The organism is Actinoplanes auranticolor, assembly GCF_018332655.1.
GTDB classification, from domain to species: Bacteria; Actinomycetota; Actinomycetes; order Mycobacteriales; family Micromonosporaceae; genus Actinoplanes; species Actinoplanes auranticolor.
In genome coordinates this window covers 23,828-37,348 of sequence record NZ_BOQL01000011.1, presented here as the reverse complement: position 1 = coordinate 37,348, position 13,521 = coordinate 23,828, and the positions used below count along the sequence as shown (strand labels likewise).

At 71.4% G+C, this 13,521-nt stretch carries 14 protein-coding genes; 8 read left to right on the top strand and 6 right to left on the bottom strand.

The window, feature by feature from the left end; genetic code table 11:
• Nucleotides 1-84: 84 nt before the first annotated feature.
• From Aau02nite_RS05125 to Aau02nite_RS05115, 3 genes are read left to right on the top strand one after another with little or no spacing between them, the layout of a single operon-like run.
• The gene (locus tag Aau02nite_RS05125) at nucleotides 85-1,758 is read left to right on the top strand and encodes an extracellular solute-binding protein (protein WP_212987150.1); all 1,674 of its coding nucleotides are present in this window, start codon (nucleotides 85-87) and stop codon (nucleotides 1,756-1,758) included.
• Complete coding sequence (locus tag Aau02nite_RS05120) at nucleotides 1,755-2,783, top strand: ABC transporter permease (RefSeq protein WP_212987149.1); 1,029 nt, start codon at nucleotides 1,755-1,757, stop codon at nucleotides 2,781-2,783. The genes Aau02nite_RS05125 and Aau02nite_RS05120 overlap by 4 nt, the downstream gene beginning before the upstream one ends.
• Nucleotides 2,780-3,703, top strand: coding sequence for a carbohydrate ABC transporter permease (locus Aau02nite_RS05115; protein ID WP_212987148.1), 924 nt, complete (start codon nucleotides 2,780-2,782; stop codon nucleotides 3,701-3,703). Before Aau02nite_RS05120 ends, Aau02nite_RS05115 begins: the two co-directional genes overlap by 4 nt.
• Here the strand turns inward: Aau02nite_RS05115 and Aau02nite_RS05110 are convergent.
• Nucleotides 3,693-5,870, bottom strand: a complete 2,178-nt coding sequence (locus Aau02nite_RS05110; RefSeq protein WP_212987147.1) for a glycosyl hydrolase family 95 catalytic domain-containing protein — start codon at nucleotides 5,868-5,870, stop codon at nucleotides 3,693-3,695. The genes Aau02nite_RS05115 and Aau02nite_RS05110 overlap by 11 nt on opposite strands.
• A gap of 48 nt (nucleotides 5,871-5,918) precedes the next feature.
• Between Aau02nite_RS05110 and Aau02nite_RS05105 the strand changes: the two genes are divergently transcribed.
• Nucleotides 5,919-7,931 (top strand): beta-galactosidase, encoded by a 2,013-nt coding sequence (locus tag Aau02nite_RS05105; protein ID WP_212987146.1) that lies wholly within the window; start codon nucleotides 5,919-5,921, stop codon nucleotides 7,929-7,931.
• 119 nt (nucleotides 7,932-8,050) lie between these two features.
• A complete protein-coding gene (locus Aau02nite_RS05100; protein WP_212987145.1) occupies nucleotides 8,051-9,169 on the top strand; it encodes a glycoside hydrolase family 53 protein in 1,119 nt (372 codons plus the stop codon).
• A 20-nt stretch (nucleotides 9,170-9,189) separates the two neighbouring features.
• On the opposite strand, the gene Aau02nite_RS05095 is transcribed toward Aau02nite_RS05100, so the two are convergent.
• Complete coding sequence (locus Aau02nite_RS05095; protein WP_212987144.1) at nucleotides 9,190-9,390, bottom strand: DUF6186 family protein; 201 nt, start codon at nucleotides 9,388-9,390, stop codon at nucleotides 9,190-9,192.
• The gene (locus Aau02nite_RS05090; RefSeq protein ID WP_212987143.1) at nucleotides 9,387-9,782 is read right to left on the bottom strand and encodes a hypothetical protein; all 396 of its coding nucleotides are present in this window, start codon (nucleotides 9,780-9,782) and stop codon (nucleotides 9,387-9,389) included. Before Aau02nite_RS05090 ends, Aau02nite_RS05095 begins: the two co-directional genes overlap by 4 nt.
• Nucleotides 9,783-9,910: 128 nt before the next feature.
• Between Aau02nite_RS05090 and Aau02nite_RS05085 the strand changes: the two genes are divergently transcribed.
• From Aau02nite_RS05085 to Aau02nite_RS05075, 3 genes are all read left to right on the top strand, one after another.
• A complete protein-coding gene (locus Aau02nite_RS05085) occupies nucleotides 9,911-10,522 on the top strand; it encodes a hypothetical protein (protein WP_212987142.1) in 612 nt (203 codons plus the stop codon).
• Nucleotides 10,523-10,597: 75 nt separating this feature from the next.
• Nucleotides 10,598-10,918: a hypothetical protein gene (locus tag Aau02nite_RS05080; RefSeq protein ID WP_212987141.1), complete on the top strand. Its 321-nt coding sequence runs from the start codon at nucleotides 10,598-10,600 to the stop codon at nucleotides 10,916-10,918.
• Complete coding sequence (locus Aau02nite_RS05075) at nucleotides 10,903-11,166, top strand: hypothetical protein (RefSeq protein WP_212987140.1); 264 nt, start codon at nucleotides 10,903-10,905, stop codon at nucleotides 11,164-11,166. Before Aau02nite_RS05080 ends, Aau02nite_RS05075 begins: the two co-directional genes overlap by 16 nt.
• On the opposite strand, the gene Aau02nite_RS05070 is transcribed toward Aau02nite_RS05075, so the two are convergent.
• The 3 genes from Aau02nite_RS05070 to Aau02nite_RS05060 all read right to left on the bottom strand — a co-directional run bounded on the left by Aau02nite_RS05070 (nucleotide 11,151) and on the right by Aau02nite_RS05060 (nucleotide 13,437).
• Entirely contained in the window at nucleotides 11,151-11,729 is a 579-nt protein-coding gene (locus Aau02nite_RS05070) for a dihydrofolate reductase family protein (RefSeq protein WP_212987139.1), read from the bottom strand. The two genes, Aau02nite_RS05075 and Aau02nite_RS05070, sit on opposite strands and share 16 nt — an antisense overlap.
• Nucleotides 11,730-11,794: 65 nt before the next feature.
• Nucleotides 11,795-12,634, bottom strand: coding sequence for a helix-turn-helix domain-containing protein (locus tag Aau02nite_RS05065; RefSeq protein WP_246594913.1), 840 nt, complete (start codon nucleotides 12,632-12,634; stop codon nucleotides 11,795-11,797).
• 53 nt (nucleotides 12,635-12,687) lie between these two features.
• The gene (locus Aau02nite_RS05060) at nucleotides 12,688-13,437 is read right to left on the bottom strand and encodes a class I SAM-dependent methyltransferase (RefSeq protein WP_212987138.1); all 750 of its coding nucleotides are present in this window, start codon (nucleotides 13,435-13,437) and stop codon (nucleotides 12,688-12,690) included.
• Nucleotides 13,438-13,521: the final 84 nt, after the last annotated feature.

Below are 13,521 nucleotides of genomic sequence, written 5' to 3'. Positions count from 1 at the left end.
GTCGGCTAATTTGTTTGGCTACAAGCTAAACAAACTCTAGCGGGAGGCCGTCGCTCCCGTCGACCGTTTATCGAGGAGCACGTCGTGACACCACCCACGGGTCCCTCCGCCGACCGCCGGGGCTTCCTGAGCCTGCTCGGTCTCGGCGCCGTCGCCGTCGCGAGCGGAGGCACGCTGGCCGGCTGTGGCGACAAAGCCACCCGCGGTGGCGGCACGCAGAACCTGGACAAGCTCTCCGCCCTGATCCCGGAGCAGAAGCCCTTCCCCGGGATGCCCCAGCCCGACATCAAGGGCACCCGGCCGGTCCCGGACGGCTACACCAAGTACCCGGCCCAGCTGGTCGACGCCATCGCCGACAAGCCCGGCACCGGGGGGCCGGCGATCCGGGCCATGGTGCCGGTCTGGGGTCCCGCGCCGCCGTCGGGCAGGAGCAACTCCTACCTGACCGCGATCAACGCCGAGCTCGGCGCGACCATCGACTTCAGCGCGCAGGACGGCCAGGCGTACGCCGACAAGCTCGGTGCGATCCTGGGCGCCCGCGACGTCCCCGACCTGCTCTGCGTGCCGAACTGGGAGGTCGAGAAGCTGGCCCGGTTCAGCGACGCGGTCGGCGCGCTCTTCGAGGACCTCACGCCGTACCTGCAGGGCAGTGCGGTGCAGGCGTATCCGATGCTGGCCACGTTCCCGGCCGGGGCGTGGCGCGAGTCGTGCTGGAACGGGCGGCTGATGGCGGTGCCGAACCCGACCGACGGCCCGTTCCCGTGGGCGCTCTTCCACCGCAAGGACCTGCTGGACAAGGCCGGGCTGACCGCGCCGAAGAGCGTCGACGACCTGTTCGCCATCGGCAAGGAGGTGACGAACCCCGGCAAGGGCGTCTGGGCGTACTCCGACATCTTCGCCATGGTGCAGATGTTCCACAAAGCCCCGGGCACCGAGGAGGGCTGGCGGCTCAAGGCCGACGGCACGCCGGAGTTCAAGTACGAGACGGCCGAGTACCGGCAGGCCGCCGAGGTCATGGCCCGGCTCTACAAGGCCGGCTACGTGCACCCCGACATCGTGGCCAGCAAGGGCGCCGACGCCAAGCAGCTGCTGCAGAGCGGCAAGATCCTGTTCCACCAGGACGGCCCGGGCATGTGGCAGCCGATGCAGGCCGAGCAGCAGAAGATCACGCCGGGCTTCAACATCCAGCCGGTCCCGCTCTTCTCCGCCACCGGCGGCGACCCGCTGGCGTGGGGCGACGACGAGCCGATCTCGTACCTGTTCATCAAGAAGGGCCTCGGCAAGGCCCGCGTCGAGGAGCTGCTGCGCATCATCAACTGGTGCTCGGCCCCGTTCGGCACCAAGGAGTTCGACCTGCGCGAGTTCGGCGTCGAGGGCCGGCACCACACCCGCGACGCGGCCGGCCCGGTGAAGACGGAGCTGGGCTTCAAGGAGATCCAGAACCAGTACTTCTTCATCAGCGGCCGCAGCCCGGTGCTGCCGCCGTACCCGCAGACCCCGCAGTTCGTGCCGCAGGTGCTGGCGTACTCCAACGAGACGGTCAAGTACCTGGAGAAGGACCCGTGGGACGGGATCAAGTTCGAGATGCCGGCCAAGTTCAAGGCGGCCAACGTGCCCACCCAGGACAAGATCACCGACATCGTCCGGGGCCGACGTCCGCTGAGCGACCTGGACGCGGTGGTCAAGGAGTGGCGCGCGGCGGGTGGTGACGAGGCCCGCCAGATGCTCGGCACGGCGCTGGCCGACGCCGGTAAATGAGCGCCGATCAGGCCAGCCGGCCGGCTCCCGCCCTGCCACCGGAACCGGCCGGGTCACCCCGGCCACCGCGCGACCGTCCGGCTCGCCGGCCGCGGCGCTCACCACTGCGCGCCCGGCTGCGCCGGGACTGGCCCCTGCTGGCCATGGTCGCGCCGGGCGCGGTGGTTCTGCTGCTCTTCCACTACCTGCCCGTGCTGGGCAACATCGTGGCCTTCCAGGACTACAACCCGTACCTGGGCGACGATGCGCTGCAGGCGCTCACCTCGAGCCCGTTCGTCGGCCTGGACAACTTCCGGGACCTCTTCGCCGATCCGGCGTTCTGGGACGCGTTGTGGAACACGCTGTCCATCACCGCGTTCCAGCTGGTCTTCTTCTTCCCGCTGCCGATCGCCCTGGCGATCCTGCTCAACAGCATCCTGTCGCGGCGGCTGCGCGGCTTCGTGCAGACCGTCGTGTACCTGCCGCACTTCTTCAGCTGGGTCCTGGTGGTGACCTTCTTCGTGCAGATGCTCGGCGGCGCCGGGCTGCTCTCCCAGGAACTGCGCGACGCGGGGATCACTCCGCCGGAGATCATGTCCAACCCGGACACCTTCATCGTGCTGGTCACCGCCGAGGCGGTCTGGAAGGACCTGGGCTGGGGCACCATCGTCTTCCTGGCCGCGCTGGCCGCGGTCGACCCCAACCTGTACGAGGCGTCGGCCGTGGACGGCGCCGGCCGCTGGCGCCGGCTGTGGCACATCACCCTGCCCAGCCTGCGCCCGGTGATCGTGCTGCTGCTCATCCTGCGGCTGGGTGACGCCCTGTCGGTCGGCTTCGAGCAGTTCATGCTGCAGCGCGACGCGGTCGGCCGGCAGGCCGCCGAGGTGCTCGACACCTTCGTCTATCACCAGTCCATCGCCACCGGCGACTACGGCTTCGGCGCCGCGGCCGGGCTCTTCAAGGCGATGGTCGGGCTGGTGCTGATCCTGGCGGCCAACAAGGTCGCCCACATGCTCGGCGAACGGGGGGTGTACTCGCGATCATGACCGCGACCACGAATCTGCGCGCGTCGCGCCGCCGGCATCCCGAGCGGCCGGCCTGGGAGGAGGATCCCGGGATCGCCGGCCAGACGGCCAAGGGGGTGGTGCTGACGGCCGTCGTGCTGGCCGTGCTGGTGCCGCTCTGGGTGGTGCTGGTGACCAGCCTGTCGTCGCGGGACACGATCAACGCCGCCGGTGGCCTGGTGGTGGTGCCGCGCGAGCTCGACTTCTCGGCGTACCGGATCATCTTCTCCGGCGGGCAGATCAGCAAGGCGCTGCTGGTCAGCACCCTGGTGACCGTGGTCGGCACGGCGTTCAGCCTGGTGCTGACCGTGCTGGCCGCCTACGGCCTGTCCCGGCCCGGTTCGGTGTGGCACCGCGGCCTGCTCTTCTACTTCCTGCTGACCTTTCTGATCTATCCCGGGCTGGTGCCGAGCTATCTCGTGGTGACCGGGCTGGGCCTCAAGGACAGCCTGTGGTCGCTGATCCTGCCCGGCGCGGTGAGCGTGTTCAATCTGGTCGTGGTCCGGGCGTTCTTCCAGAACATCCCCGGCGAGCTGCTCGACAGCGCACGCATCGACGGGGCGGGGGAGTTCCGCATCCTGCTCCGGATCGTGCTGCCGCTGTCGCGGGCCGTGGTCGCGGTGGTGGGCCTGTTCTACGCAGTCGGCTACTGGAACATCTGGTTCAACGCGCTGCTCTACATCGACGACAACGAGAAGTTCCCGATCCAGCGGATCCTGCAGAGCTACATCCTGGCCGGGCAGGCCCCGCAGACCTCGGGCGCGGTCGGAGCCACTCTGCCACCCACCCTGGCGATCAAGATGGCCGTGGTGGTGGTGACCGTGGCCCCGATCGCCCTGGTCTACCCGTTCGTGCAGCGGCACTTCACCCGCGGAGTGATCGTCGGAGCGGTCAAGGGCTGAGCAGGACCGTCACCGGCTGCCCGGGCGGCAGCGACAGCGTCACCTGCGGCGCCCCGCCGATGGTCATCCCCGGCGGGGCGCCCACGACGACTGCGGTGCGCTCGGCGGCCCACAGCACTGCGTGGGCCCGGCCCGGCTCCCAGCTCAGCTCCCGGACCCGGATCGCGTCGCGGGCGGCGAGCCCGGTGACCCGGCCACGCGGCCAGGCCCCGGGCAGCGCCGGCAGCAGATCCAGCCGGCCGTGCGCCGAACGGACGAGCATCGCGGCGACGACCGCGGGCAGGCCACCGGCGATGTCCACGTTGAACAGGGCGTCCCGGTTGTGCGTGGGCACCAGGTTGTCGCGCCAGTAGCGGCTCGCCATCGTCACGACCGTGCCGTACGCCTCCTCGGCCAGGCCCAGCGCGGCCGCCGCGAGCCCGAGCTGGGCCAGCCCGTACCCCATCTCGTCGGACTCCGCGCCCGCCCACCAGGCCAGCCGGCTCCGCACGGTGGCCACCGCGGCCGCACGCAGCACGGGATCCTCGGTGATCAGCGGATCCGGCTCGTACCAGAGCGGCCACAGGTGCGACGCGTGCCGATGTGCGGGCTGGTCGTCGAGCCCCTCGTGGCACCACTCGGCCAGCAGCCCGTCCGCGACGCGATAGCCGGGCAGCGCCGCGAGCAGCGACCGCCACGCCGGCGCGGCCGGATCGCCGGTCGCGTACCGCAGCAGGTTGGTCAGCAGGTCGCGGACCACGGCGACGTCCATGGTGGCGTTGACGCAGGCCTGCGAGCCGGTCGAGGCCGGGGCGTTCTCCGGTGAGTACGACGGGCTGAACAGCGCCGTGCCGTCGCGTACCTGGACGAAGTCGAGGTAGAACTCGGCGGCCTCGCGCAGGAACGGCAGCGCCCGGTCCCGCAGGAACGCCCGGTCGCCGGTGTAGCGCCAGTAGTCCACGTAGAGCCGGCTCATCCACGCTGCGCCCGCGGTCCAGAACGTCTGGCACCACACCGGGCCGAAATGGTTCTGCCGGCCGTGGGTGGACAGGTGCACCGGGGTCAGCAGGCCGCGGGCCCCGTACAGCCGGCGGGCGTTGTGGCGCAGGTCGTCGCGGTGGGCCTCGAGCAGGTCGAAGACCGGCAGCAGCAGCTCCGGCGTCGCGGTCGGCAGCAGCGCGGAGACCACGGCGGGCAGGTTGCCGTCGAGCGTGTAGCCGCTGGACCACGGGGGCGTCCAGGTGCCGCTCCACACCCCCTGCAGTGTCGGGGGCAGCTCGCCGGTGCTGCTGACGACGGCGTACCGGCCGGCCTCGAACAGCCGCTCCACCAGGGCCGGGCCCACCGGCTGGGCCAGCAGCCCGGCGGTGGGGGCGGCCCGGTCGGCGGGATCCCCGGCCAGATCCAGGTGGACGCGGCCCATCAGCTCGCCGTGCGCGGCCCGGTGCGCGGCGAACAGAACGTCGAAGTCACCCGGCACGTCCGGCTCGGGCTCGCCGGGAAGCAGCGTCCGGATGATCAGGGTGGCGTCCGAGCGCACCGCCGAGCCGTCGACGTCGCCCGCCACCGCCCGGCAGCGCACCCGGTAGCCGGGCGGCGCGCCGGGCCACGCCGCGTCGAACTCGGCCGTCAGCAGGATGCCGTCCGTGCCGGAGCCGGTGCGGGCCCGGACCGGGCGCGGCGGCGAGCCGTCGATCAGGTTCAGCGCCAGGTGGCCGGCGAAGCCACCGGGACCGGACAGCCGGACCACGATCGCGTCGGCCGGGCGTGAGGCGAAGACCTCCACCCGCGTCTCGCCGCAGTCGTCCCGCCAGCGCAGGACGACCAGGCCGGTGGCCGGATCGACGCTGCGCACCAGGTTCGCGGCCGGGCGGCGGGGGCGCACGGTGAGCGTCGCGGCGCCGACCAGGGGATCGATCCGGACCGTCTCCGCGTACGCGGGCTCGCCGGCCGCTGCGTGCTCGCACACCTCCCGCGCCGCCCGCGCGTACTGCCCCTGATCGAGCAGGTCCCGCAGCCGCGGCAGGATCGTCGCGGTGTCCGGCGCCGGCAAGGGAGCCCGGAGTGGCAGGAACAGCCGTTCGTGCGAGACGGTCAGCCGGACCTCGGCCGCGGTGCCCCAGCAGAGCGCGCCCTGCCGCCCGTTGCCGGTCACCAGCGCGTGCTCCCAATTGACAGCGTCCCGCACCCGCCCTACTTTGGCGGGAATCCCAACAAACTACAAGCGGGGAGCGGCATGCCGGGGTTGCTGTACGGCGGGGACTACAACTCCGAGCAATGGCCCGCCGACGTACACGCCGAGGACGCCGCCCTGATGCGCCGGGCCCGGGTGACCACTGCGACCGTCGGCGTCTTCGCCTGGTCGAAACTGGAGCCGGCCCCGGGCCGCTACGACTTCGGCTGGCTCGACCAGGTGCTCGACCGCCTGGCCGGCCACGGCGTCGGCGTCGCTCTGGCCACTCCGACCGCCTCCCCGCCGCCGTGGTTCAGCCTGGCCCACCCCGAGGCGCTGCCGGTGAACGCGGACGGCGTGCGGCTCAGTCACGGCAGCCGCGACACCTACTGCGCGAGCGCGCCGGCGTACCGTACGGCCGCCCGCCGCGTCGCGGCCGCCCTCGGCGAGCACTACCGCGACCACCCCGCGCTGACGATGTGGCACGTGCACAACGAGTACGGCACCACCTGCCACTGCGAGCTGACGGCCGAGGCGTTCCGGGTGTGGCTGCGGGGGCGCTACGACGACCTGGAGCACCTCAACGGCGCCTGGACCACGGCGTTCTGGGGGCAGCACTACACCGACTGGGCGCAGATCCGGCCGCCGCGCCGCACCCAGTACCTGCCCAACCCGGCCCAGGTGCTGGACTTCCGCCGGTTCACCTCCGACGAGCTGCTGGCCGCGTACGCCGAGCAACGCGACGTGCTGCGCGCCGCGACGCCGGGCGTGCCGGTGACGACGAACTTCGTGCTCGGCGGGTGGGTGCCGGTCGACCACGCCCGCTGGGCCCGCGAGGTGGACCTGGTCGCCATCGACCACTACCCGTCGGAGCCCGGGATCGGTGCGGAGGAGCAGACTGCGTTCGCGGCCGACCTGGCCCGGGGCTGGGCGCGGCGGTCCCCGGGCGCACCGCACTGGCTGCTGATGGAGACGGCGCCGAACCTCATCTACGCGGCCGGCCGGATGCACACCAAGGAACCGGGACGGATGGCCCGGCAGAGCCTGGCCGCCGTGGCCCGGGGTTCGCGCGGCGCGCTCTTCTTCCAGTGGCGGGCACCGCGCGGAGGCGCCGAGCTGTTCCACTCCGCGCTGGTGCCGCACGCGGGCCCGGACAGCCGGGTGTACCGGGAGGCGGTCGCGCTGGGGGAGGCGCTGGACCGGATCGGCGAGACGGCCGAGGGCGCGGTGGGGGCGCGGGTGGCGGTCGCGTACGACGAGCCGTCGGCGTGGGCGTTGCAGGCGGCCGGGCTGCCGTCCACCCGGCTCGACCACGCCGAGGAGGCGCAGCGGGCGCACCGGGCCCTGTGGCGGCGGGGCATCGTCTGTGACGTGATCGGCGTGCTGGAGCGGCTTTCGGCGTACCGGATGCTGGTCCTGCCCGGGCACTACCTGATGACCGGCGCCCAGGCCGCGGAGCTGCGGTCCTGGGTCGAGGCCGGTGGCCATCTCGTCGTCACTTACCTGACCGGGGTCGCCGACGAGTACGCCCGGGTGCGGACCGGCGGCTATCCGGGCGCGCTGCGGGAGCTGCTCGGCGTCCGGGTGGAGGAGTTCCATCCGCTCGGCCCGGACGACCGCGTCGCGCTCTTCGCGGCGACGCCCGGGGACCTGTGGCTCTCGCCGGGTTCAGCGGGGACCGGGGAGCTGTGGAGTGAGACCGTGCATCTCGAAGGGGCGCATGCCCTGGCCCGGTACGCCGAGGGTGTCCTCGACGGCCTGCCCGCCGTCACGCGTCACGCGGTCGGAGACGGCGCGGCCTACTACGTTTCCACCCGTCTCGACCCGGAGTCCTCCGGTCTTCTGCTGGCCAGGGTGGCCGCGTCGGCCGGTGCGGGCCCGGAGCGGCCCGGCCGGCCGGCCGGTGTCGAGGCGGTGCGCCGGCGGGCCGGTGACCGGTCGTGGCTGTTCCTGCTCAACCACACCGGAGATGAGCACGAGGTGCCCGCCGCCGGTGTCGACCTGCTGACCGGCACCGCAGTGACCGGCGCGATCCGGCTGCCGGCCGGCGGCGCCGCGGTCATCCGCGAACGCTGATCGTCTGTGAGCGCTCCCAGGTGACCAATCCCTGTCAGATTGGGTTTACAACGCCCGGAGCGGCACATTACTGTGAGCGCTCCCAGCATCGAACATCTTCGATCGACAGGCGGCCGGGCATGGTCCTCCGGGAAGTACGCAAGCGGATCGGCGTCCTCGGCGCCTTCCTCGCCGTCGCCCTGCCCACCGCGGCTCTCGCGGCACCCGCCGAGGCGCAGGCCGCCACGCTGTCGATGCGCGGCGCCGACATCTCCAGCCTGCAACGCGCCGTCGACCTGGGCGCGCAGTACTACACGGCCGCCGGCACGGTCGCCGACCCCCTCGACATCCTCAAGGGCGCGGGCGTCAACTACGTCCGGCTGCGCGTGTGGAACAACCCGGCCAGCGGCTACAACAACGCGGCCAAGGTGCTGGCGTACGCGCGGACGGTCAAGGCCAAGGGTTTCAAGCTGCTGATCGACTTCCACTACTCCGACACCTGGGCCGACCCCGGGGTGCAGACCAAGCCGGCGGCCTGGTCGAGCCACGGCATCAGCACGCTGACCAAGGACGTCTACGACTACACGTACGGGCTGTGCACCAGCCTCAAGGCGCAGGGCACCACCCCGGACAGCGTGCAGATCGGCAACGAGATCAACGTCGGCATGCTGTGGAACGACGGCAAGGTGGTCAACAACGACTTCACCAACCTGAGCCTGCTGCTGAAGTCGGGCTACAACGCGACCAAGGCCTGCAACTCCTCGACCCAGGTGATCATCCACACCGCCAACTCGGACAGCGATGCGCACGCCCGCTGGTTCTACGACGGCATCCGGGCCAAGGGTGTCAGCTGGGACATCACCGCGCTGTCGTACTACTGCAACTGGCACGGCACGATGGCCAACATGACCGGCGTCATCGCCGACATGATCTCCCGGTACGGCAAGCCGACGATCCTGGCCGAGACCGCGACCCCGTTCACGACCAACAACGCCGACAGCACGGGCAACAGCATCACGACCGCGTGCCCGGGCTACCCGGCGACCTGGGCGGGCCAGGCGGCGGCGTTCACGGCGGTACAGAACGCGGCCAAGGCCGGCGGGGCGATCGGCGTCTTCTACTGGGAGCCGACGTGGACGGCGGTGCCCGGCAACGGCTGGAACCCGGCGAACATCGCGACCTCGGGTGACGGCTGGGACAACATGGCCGTCTTCAACTGGACAAACGTCTTCAACGGCTCGGTGCGGTGGATCAGCTGAGCCTGCGGTCACCCGCCGCGCTACCGGGCCAGGAAGTGCCAGCCCAGCCAGAGCCAGGCAGCGAGGACGACAACCCGGCCACCGCGCGTACGCAGCGCCGCGGTCAGCGTGGCGGCGAGCGGCCGTACACCCGAACCCGCCCGCCGGGCGACCAGGTCGGCCACGACGGCCACGACCAGCAGCGCGGCGAAGCCGGCGATGACGGCGGCCCGCGGGGTCACCGGCTCACCAGCCACACACCGGAACCCGCCCACAGCAGGTAACCGAGCACCCGCCCGGGATAGGTGCTCAGCACCGGATCGGCGAGCGTGCTCAGCGTCGGGTGCGCGACATCGTCCGGCCCGAGCCACAGGCCCAGCTCGACGGCCACACCCAGCCCGAGCAGGCCGAGCCACACCGCCGCCGAGCGCGCGCCGACCGGCGGGGCCCGGCGCGGGCGGCGGCGCACACCGACCCAGCACAGCGGCGCACCGACGACCAGGACGGCGACGAGTGCGGGGTCGGTCAGCGGCCGGCAGATCGCAGCGAGCAACGCGTACGTCACGAGCAGTCCCACGACGACGGCCCGCCGGCGCCGTGTCTGCTCCGCGGTCACCTCGAACGCCGAGTCCATCCCGGCATTGTCGCGCGCCCGGCGCCGCCGCAGCCAAGACGGAAGGAATCCGATCGATTCCCCGGCCCGGCCGTTCGGCGAAGTGTTCCGAAGCACCTGAACGATGCGAACAGTTCGACGTTGCGTCGATGGCTTCCATCCATGCTCACTGGTACGAGTTAGCCATGTCAGCCTATGAGTGGACCTCGGTCACCGTCTCGATCGTCGGGCTGTTGGCCGTGATCGTGAGCCTCAGATTCATCCGGTACCAGGTGCGAATGATGGCGCAGCAGACCGATCGGCTCAGCCATGCGTTGGAGACGTCCGCCGAATCCGCGCTCGATGCCCTGTTCGTCGTGGTCACGCAGGCCTATCTGGATCATCCCCGACTGCGGCCGATCTTCAACGAGCGCGATGCCATCGGTGCGTCGCCCGCGTTGGACGAGGACACGACCTACCGGGCCAACGCGGTGGCGGAAATCCTGCTCGACGCGATGGAACGCGCCATGAAGTTCACCGATCGAGGACTGGGTGGCGCGTCCGACTCGCTCGACGCCTGGATCCTCGACTCCTTCCGATACAGCGCCTTCCTGCGTGGTTGGCTGGATGCGCACGCGAGTTGGTACGCGCCCGAGCTGACCGCGTTGCTGGCCCGGGCGCGCCAAGAGCTTGATTCCCCTTCAGCAGCACCGGTGCGCGGCGGTTCGGGTTCAGCCGGTGCACTGTCCGGTGCGGAGGGCGGTCGTGCGGTGTCCGGTTGACCACTGTCGATAGTGTCGGGTCGTTGTTGCGCCGCGACGGGTGTTGGGGGTCTGGGGTTGAATCTGGGTCTGGCCGTGAATCTCATCGCAGTGGTGATCTCCGTTTCCGCGGTCGTCGCGTCCAGCCTGTTCGCTTTACGTCAGCTGCGGTCGATGCGCCGGTCCGACGACACGCTGGTGGCGATCGAGCTGCTCACGCGTGAGTGCCGGACCACCGAATTTCTCGAGAGTGAGGACTTCGTCGTCAGTGAACTGCCGAAGGAGTCCGCCGAGGGTGGCATCGCGGCGTTGCCGGCCGAGGCCCGGCGGCACGTCAGCCGGGTCGGGCTCTACTACAGCAGCCTGGGCTTCCTTCCGTCTTCGGTGGGCTCCAGGAGAAGATGGTTGTCAGCCTGATGCCGTGGCGGGTGCGCCGGGCGTGGTTCGCGCTGGAGCCGTTCGTCATGGCGGAACGCGCCCTGCGGTCGCCGACCCATTTCGCCTTCTTCGAACACCTGGTCTGCATGGTCGCCGAGGCCGACCTGGCCGAGATCCATGAGAGCCTGCAGCTGCGCAAGATCGGAGCGAGGTCGGGCCAGTTCAAACAGCAACTGCGCACCCGCGCGCCCGGTGGCGGCGACCAGCTCGATCAGCGGCGCACCTGATAGCGCAGGTGGAGCACCCGGTTGCCCTGCACCACGTCGGGTCCCTCCAGCAGGTGCTGCGCGTCGACCGACCCGAAGTAGCGCTTGCCGGATCCGAGCACCACGGGCGCCACGTCCATGCGTACCTCGTCGACCAGGCCGGCGGCGAGCGCCTGGCCGCCGACGTCGCCGGCGGCGACCTCGACCAGGCGGTCGCCCGCGAGCTCCCGCGCCTTGGCCACGGCCGCCTCGACGCCGTCGACGAAGTGGAACGGCGCCGCGGGGTCCCAGCCCTCGGGCGGCGGCCGGTGCGTCACGACGACCACGTGGTCGATCCCGCCCGGCGGCTTTCCGTCCCAGCCGTCGGTGAGGTCGAAGACGTGGCGGCCGGCGATCGTCACCCCGATCTGGTCCCAGTACGGCCGGGTGTAGTCGTAGGAGGTCTGCGACACCTTCACCGCGCCGCTGTCGTCCAACGGGACGTCACCGTTGAGCAACCAGTCGAACAGCGGTCCGGGCTGGTCGGTGTCGTCCGCGATGAAGCCGTCCACCGACACCGAGCTGTACATGACGACCTTGCCCATGGGCTCTCCTCTGCTTCGGGTTGCCCTCAAATTAGCGGGTCGCGGGCTGTTGCTCTTGTAAGAAATCAATCGGCCGGCAGCGGCCAGCTGTCCAGCACGTGGCCGGGATGCTCGCGCAGGAACCGCCGCCGGGCCTCGACGTACCGGGTCGGGGTAAGCCCGGTGAAGGCGCGGAACTCGTGGCCGAAGTGGGCCTGATCGAAGTAGCCGGCGCCACTGGCCAGCTCGGCCCAGTCGACCGGTTCGGCGGGGTCGAGCGAGAACACGGTGGCGGTGAAGCGGTAGCTGCGGGCCAGCCGCTTCGGCGTGACGCCGATGAGCTGCTTGAACCGCTGGGCCAGGTGAGTGCTGCTGACTCCGGCCGAAACCCTCAGGTCGTCGATGGCCACCGCCCCGCCGGTCGCCGCGATGATCCGGCTCGTGTGGCGGACCAGCCCCAAGCCGGCGGTTTCGCCCAGCCGTCGCCTCAGCTCCTCCTCGAGCAGCGTCAGCATCTCGTGCGGTTCCTCGGCCGTGGCCAGCCGGTCTCGCAGCTCGGCGACGGCCGGTCGACCCCAGATCTGTTCCACCGTCAACGGCCGGTCACACAGCTCGGCCGCGGGCATCGGCAGGAACGGCGCCAGCCCCCACGGCTTGAAGTGCACGCCGACGGAACGGGTCCGGGGTGGGTAGCCGAACTCCAGCACCCGGCTGGGCATGGTGACCACGCAGCCGTCGGTGTACTCGGCCGTCTTGATGTCGGTGCCGGCGCGGACGCGGAACGGCGCGCCCAGGTTGACGATGAGGAACGCCGCCGGACTGGCCGGCAGCGTCAGCCGGGCGTACGGCGGCGTACCCGCCAGGTAGTAGAGGTCGTCGATCAGCCCGTCCAGCGGCGGTCGCGGCACTCGGGACACGTACTCCACGCCCACAGCATCGCCTACCCCCGCCGGTAACGCGTGTCGCCGTGCCGGACGGGTCACGCGGCGACGACGAACAACCGGTCCCCGGTACGGCGGCCCACGCCGTCCCCGATCTCCACGGTCCGCATGCCGTGACGCCGCAGCGCCGCGGTCAGCTCGGCTCCCGACCACGGCCGCATGGTGAAGTCGTAGCCGGAGTCCTCCTCGGTGCGGCCGTCCACGACGACTTCGTAGCGTTCCTCGACGTGCAGCAATCCGCCGGCCCACCGCGTACGGCTGGAGAACCGCAGCTCCCGGTGGCCGAGATCGGCGGTCACGCACCGGCTCGCGCCGCCGGCCCGGAGCCGGGAAGCCTCCGCCTCCCGTACGTCGAGGAACAACAGCCCGCCCGGCCGCAGGCACGCGGTCAGCGAAGCGATCGCCGCGTCCCGGTCCTCATCGGTGATCATGTCATTGAGCACGCCGCGGCACGTCACGGCGTCGTACCCGGCCGGCAGGTTCAGGGCGCACAGGTCGACCAGCAGGGCCCGGGAGGCGGGGCAGCGCTCGGCGGCGCGCGCCAGCAACTCCGCGGAGGCGTCCGCGACGTCGACCCGGTGGCCCCGGGCGGTCAGCGCGGCGGCGTGCCGGCCGGTGCCGCACCCCGCGTCCAGCACCGCGGCCCGTGGCCGGTGCGCTTTGCCGAGCCGGTCGTGCACCGCGTCGACCCAGGGCTCGACCGGATCGGTGATCAGCAGGTCGTAGGCTGCGGCGTGCCGGCTGTAGAAGGGACGCTCGGCACTGACCCGTGCGGACGCGGAGGTCACCCCGCCAGCCTAGGTGGTGCGCGTGTCGTACGATGCCCCTCGGAGTGCCGGGAAGCCTGGTCGGCGAGTTGCTGACCCATGGAG

Bases quoted from the DNA above. Each gene is read 5' to 3' on its own strand.
- Aau02nite_RS05070 (WP_212987139.1), bottom strand. From the start codon at position 11,729: ATGGGCAAGGTCGTCATGTACAGCTCGGTGTCGGTGGACGGCTTCATC.
- Aau02nite_RS05090 (WP_212987143.1), bottom strand. From the start codon at position 9,782: ATGGACTCGGCGTTCGAGGTGACCGCGGAGCAGACACGGCGCCGGCGG.
- Aau02nite_RS05075 (WP_212987140.1), top strand. From the start codon at position 10,903: ATGGTTGTCAGCCTGATGCCGTGGCGGGTGCGCCGGGCGTGGTTCGCG.
- Aau02nite_RS05085 (WP_212987142.1), top strand. From the start codon at position 9,911: ATGGCTTCCATCCATGCTCACTGGTACGAGTTAGCCATGTCAGCCTAT.
- Aau02nite_RS05115 (WP_212987148.1), top strand. From the start codon at position 2,780: ATGACCGCGACCACGAATCTGCGCGCGTCGCGCCGCCGGCATCCCGAG.
- Aau02nite_RS05120 (WP_212987149.1), top strand. From the start codon at position 1,755: ATGAGCGCCGATCAGGCCAGCCGGCCGGCTCCCGCCCTGCCACCGGAA.
- Aau02nite_RS05100 (WP_212987145.1), top strand. From the start codon at position 8,051: ATGGTCCTCCGGGAAGTACGCAAGCGGATCGGCGTCCTCGGCGCCTTC.
- Aau02nite_RS05105 (WP_212987146.1), top strand. From the start codon at position 5,919: ATGCCGGGGTTGCTGTACGGCGGGGACTACAACTCCGAGCAATGGCCC.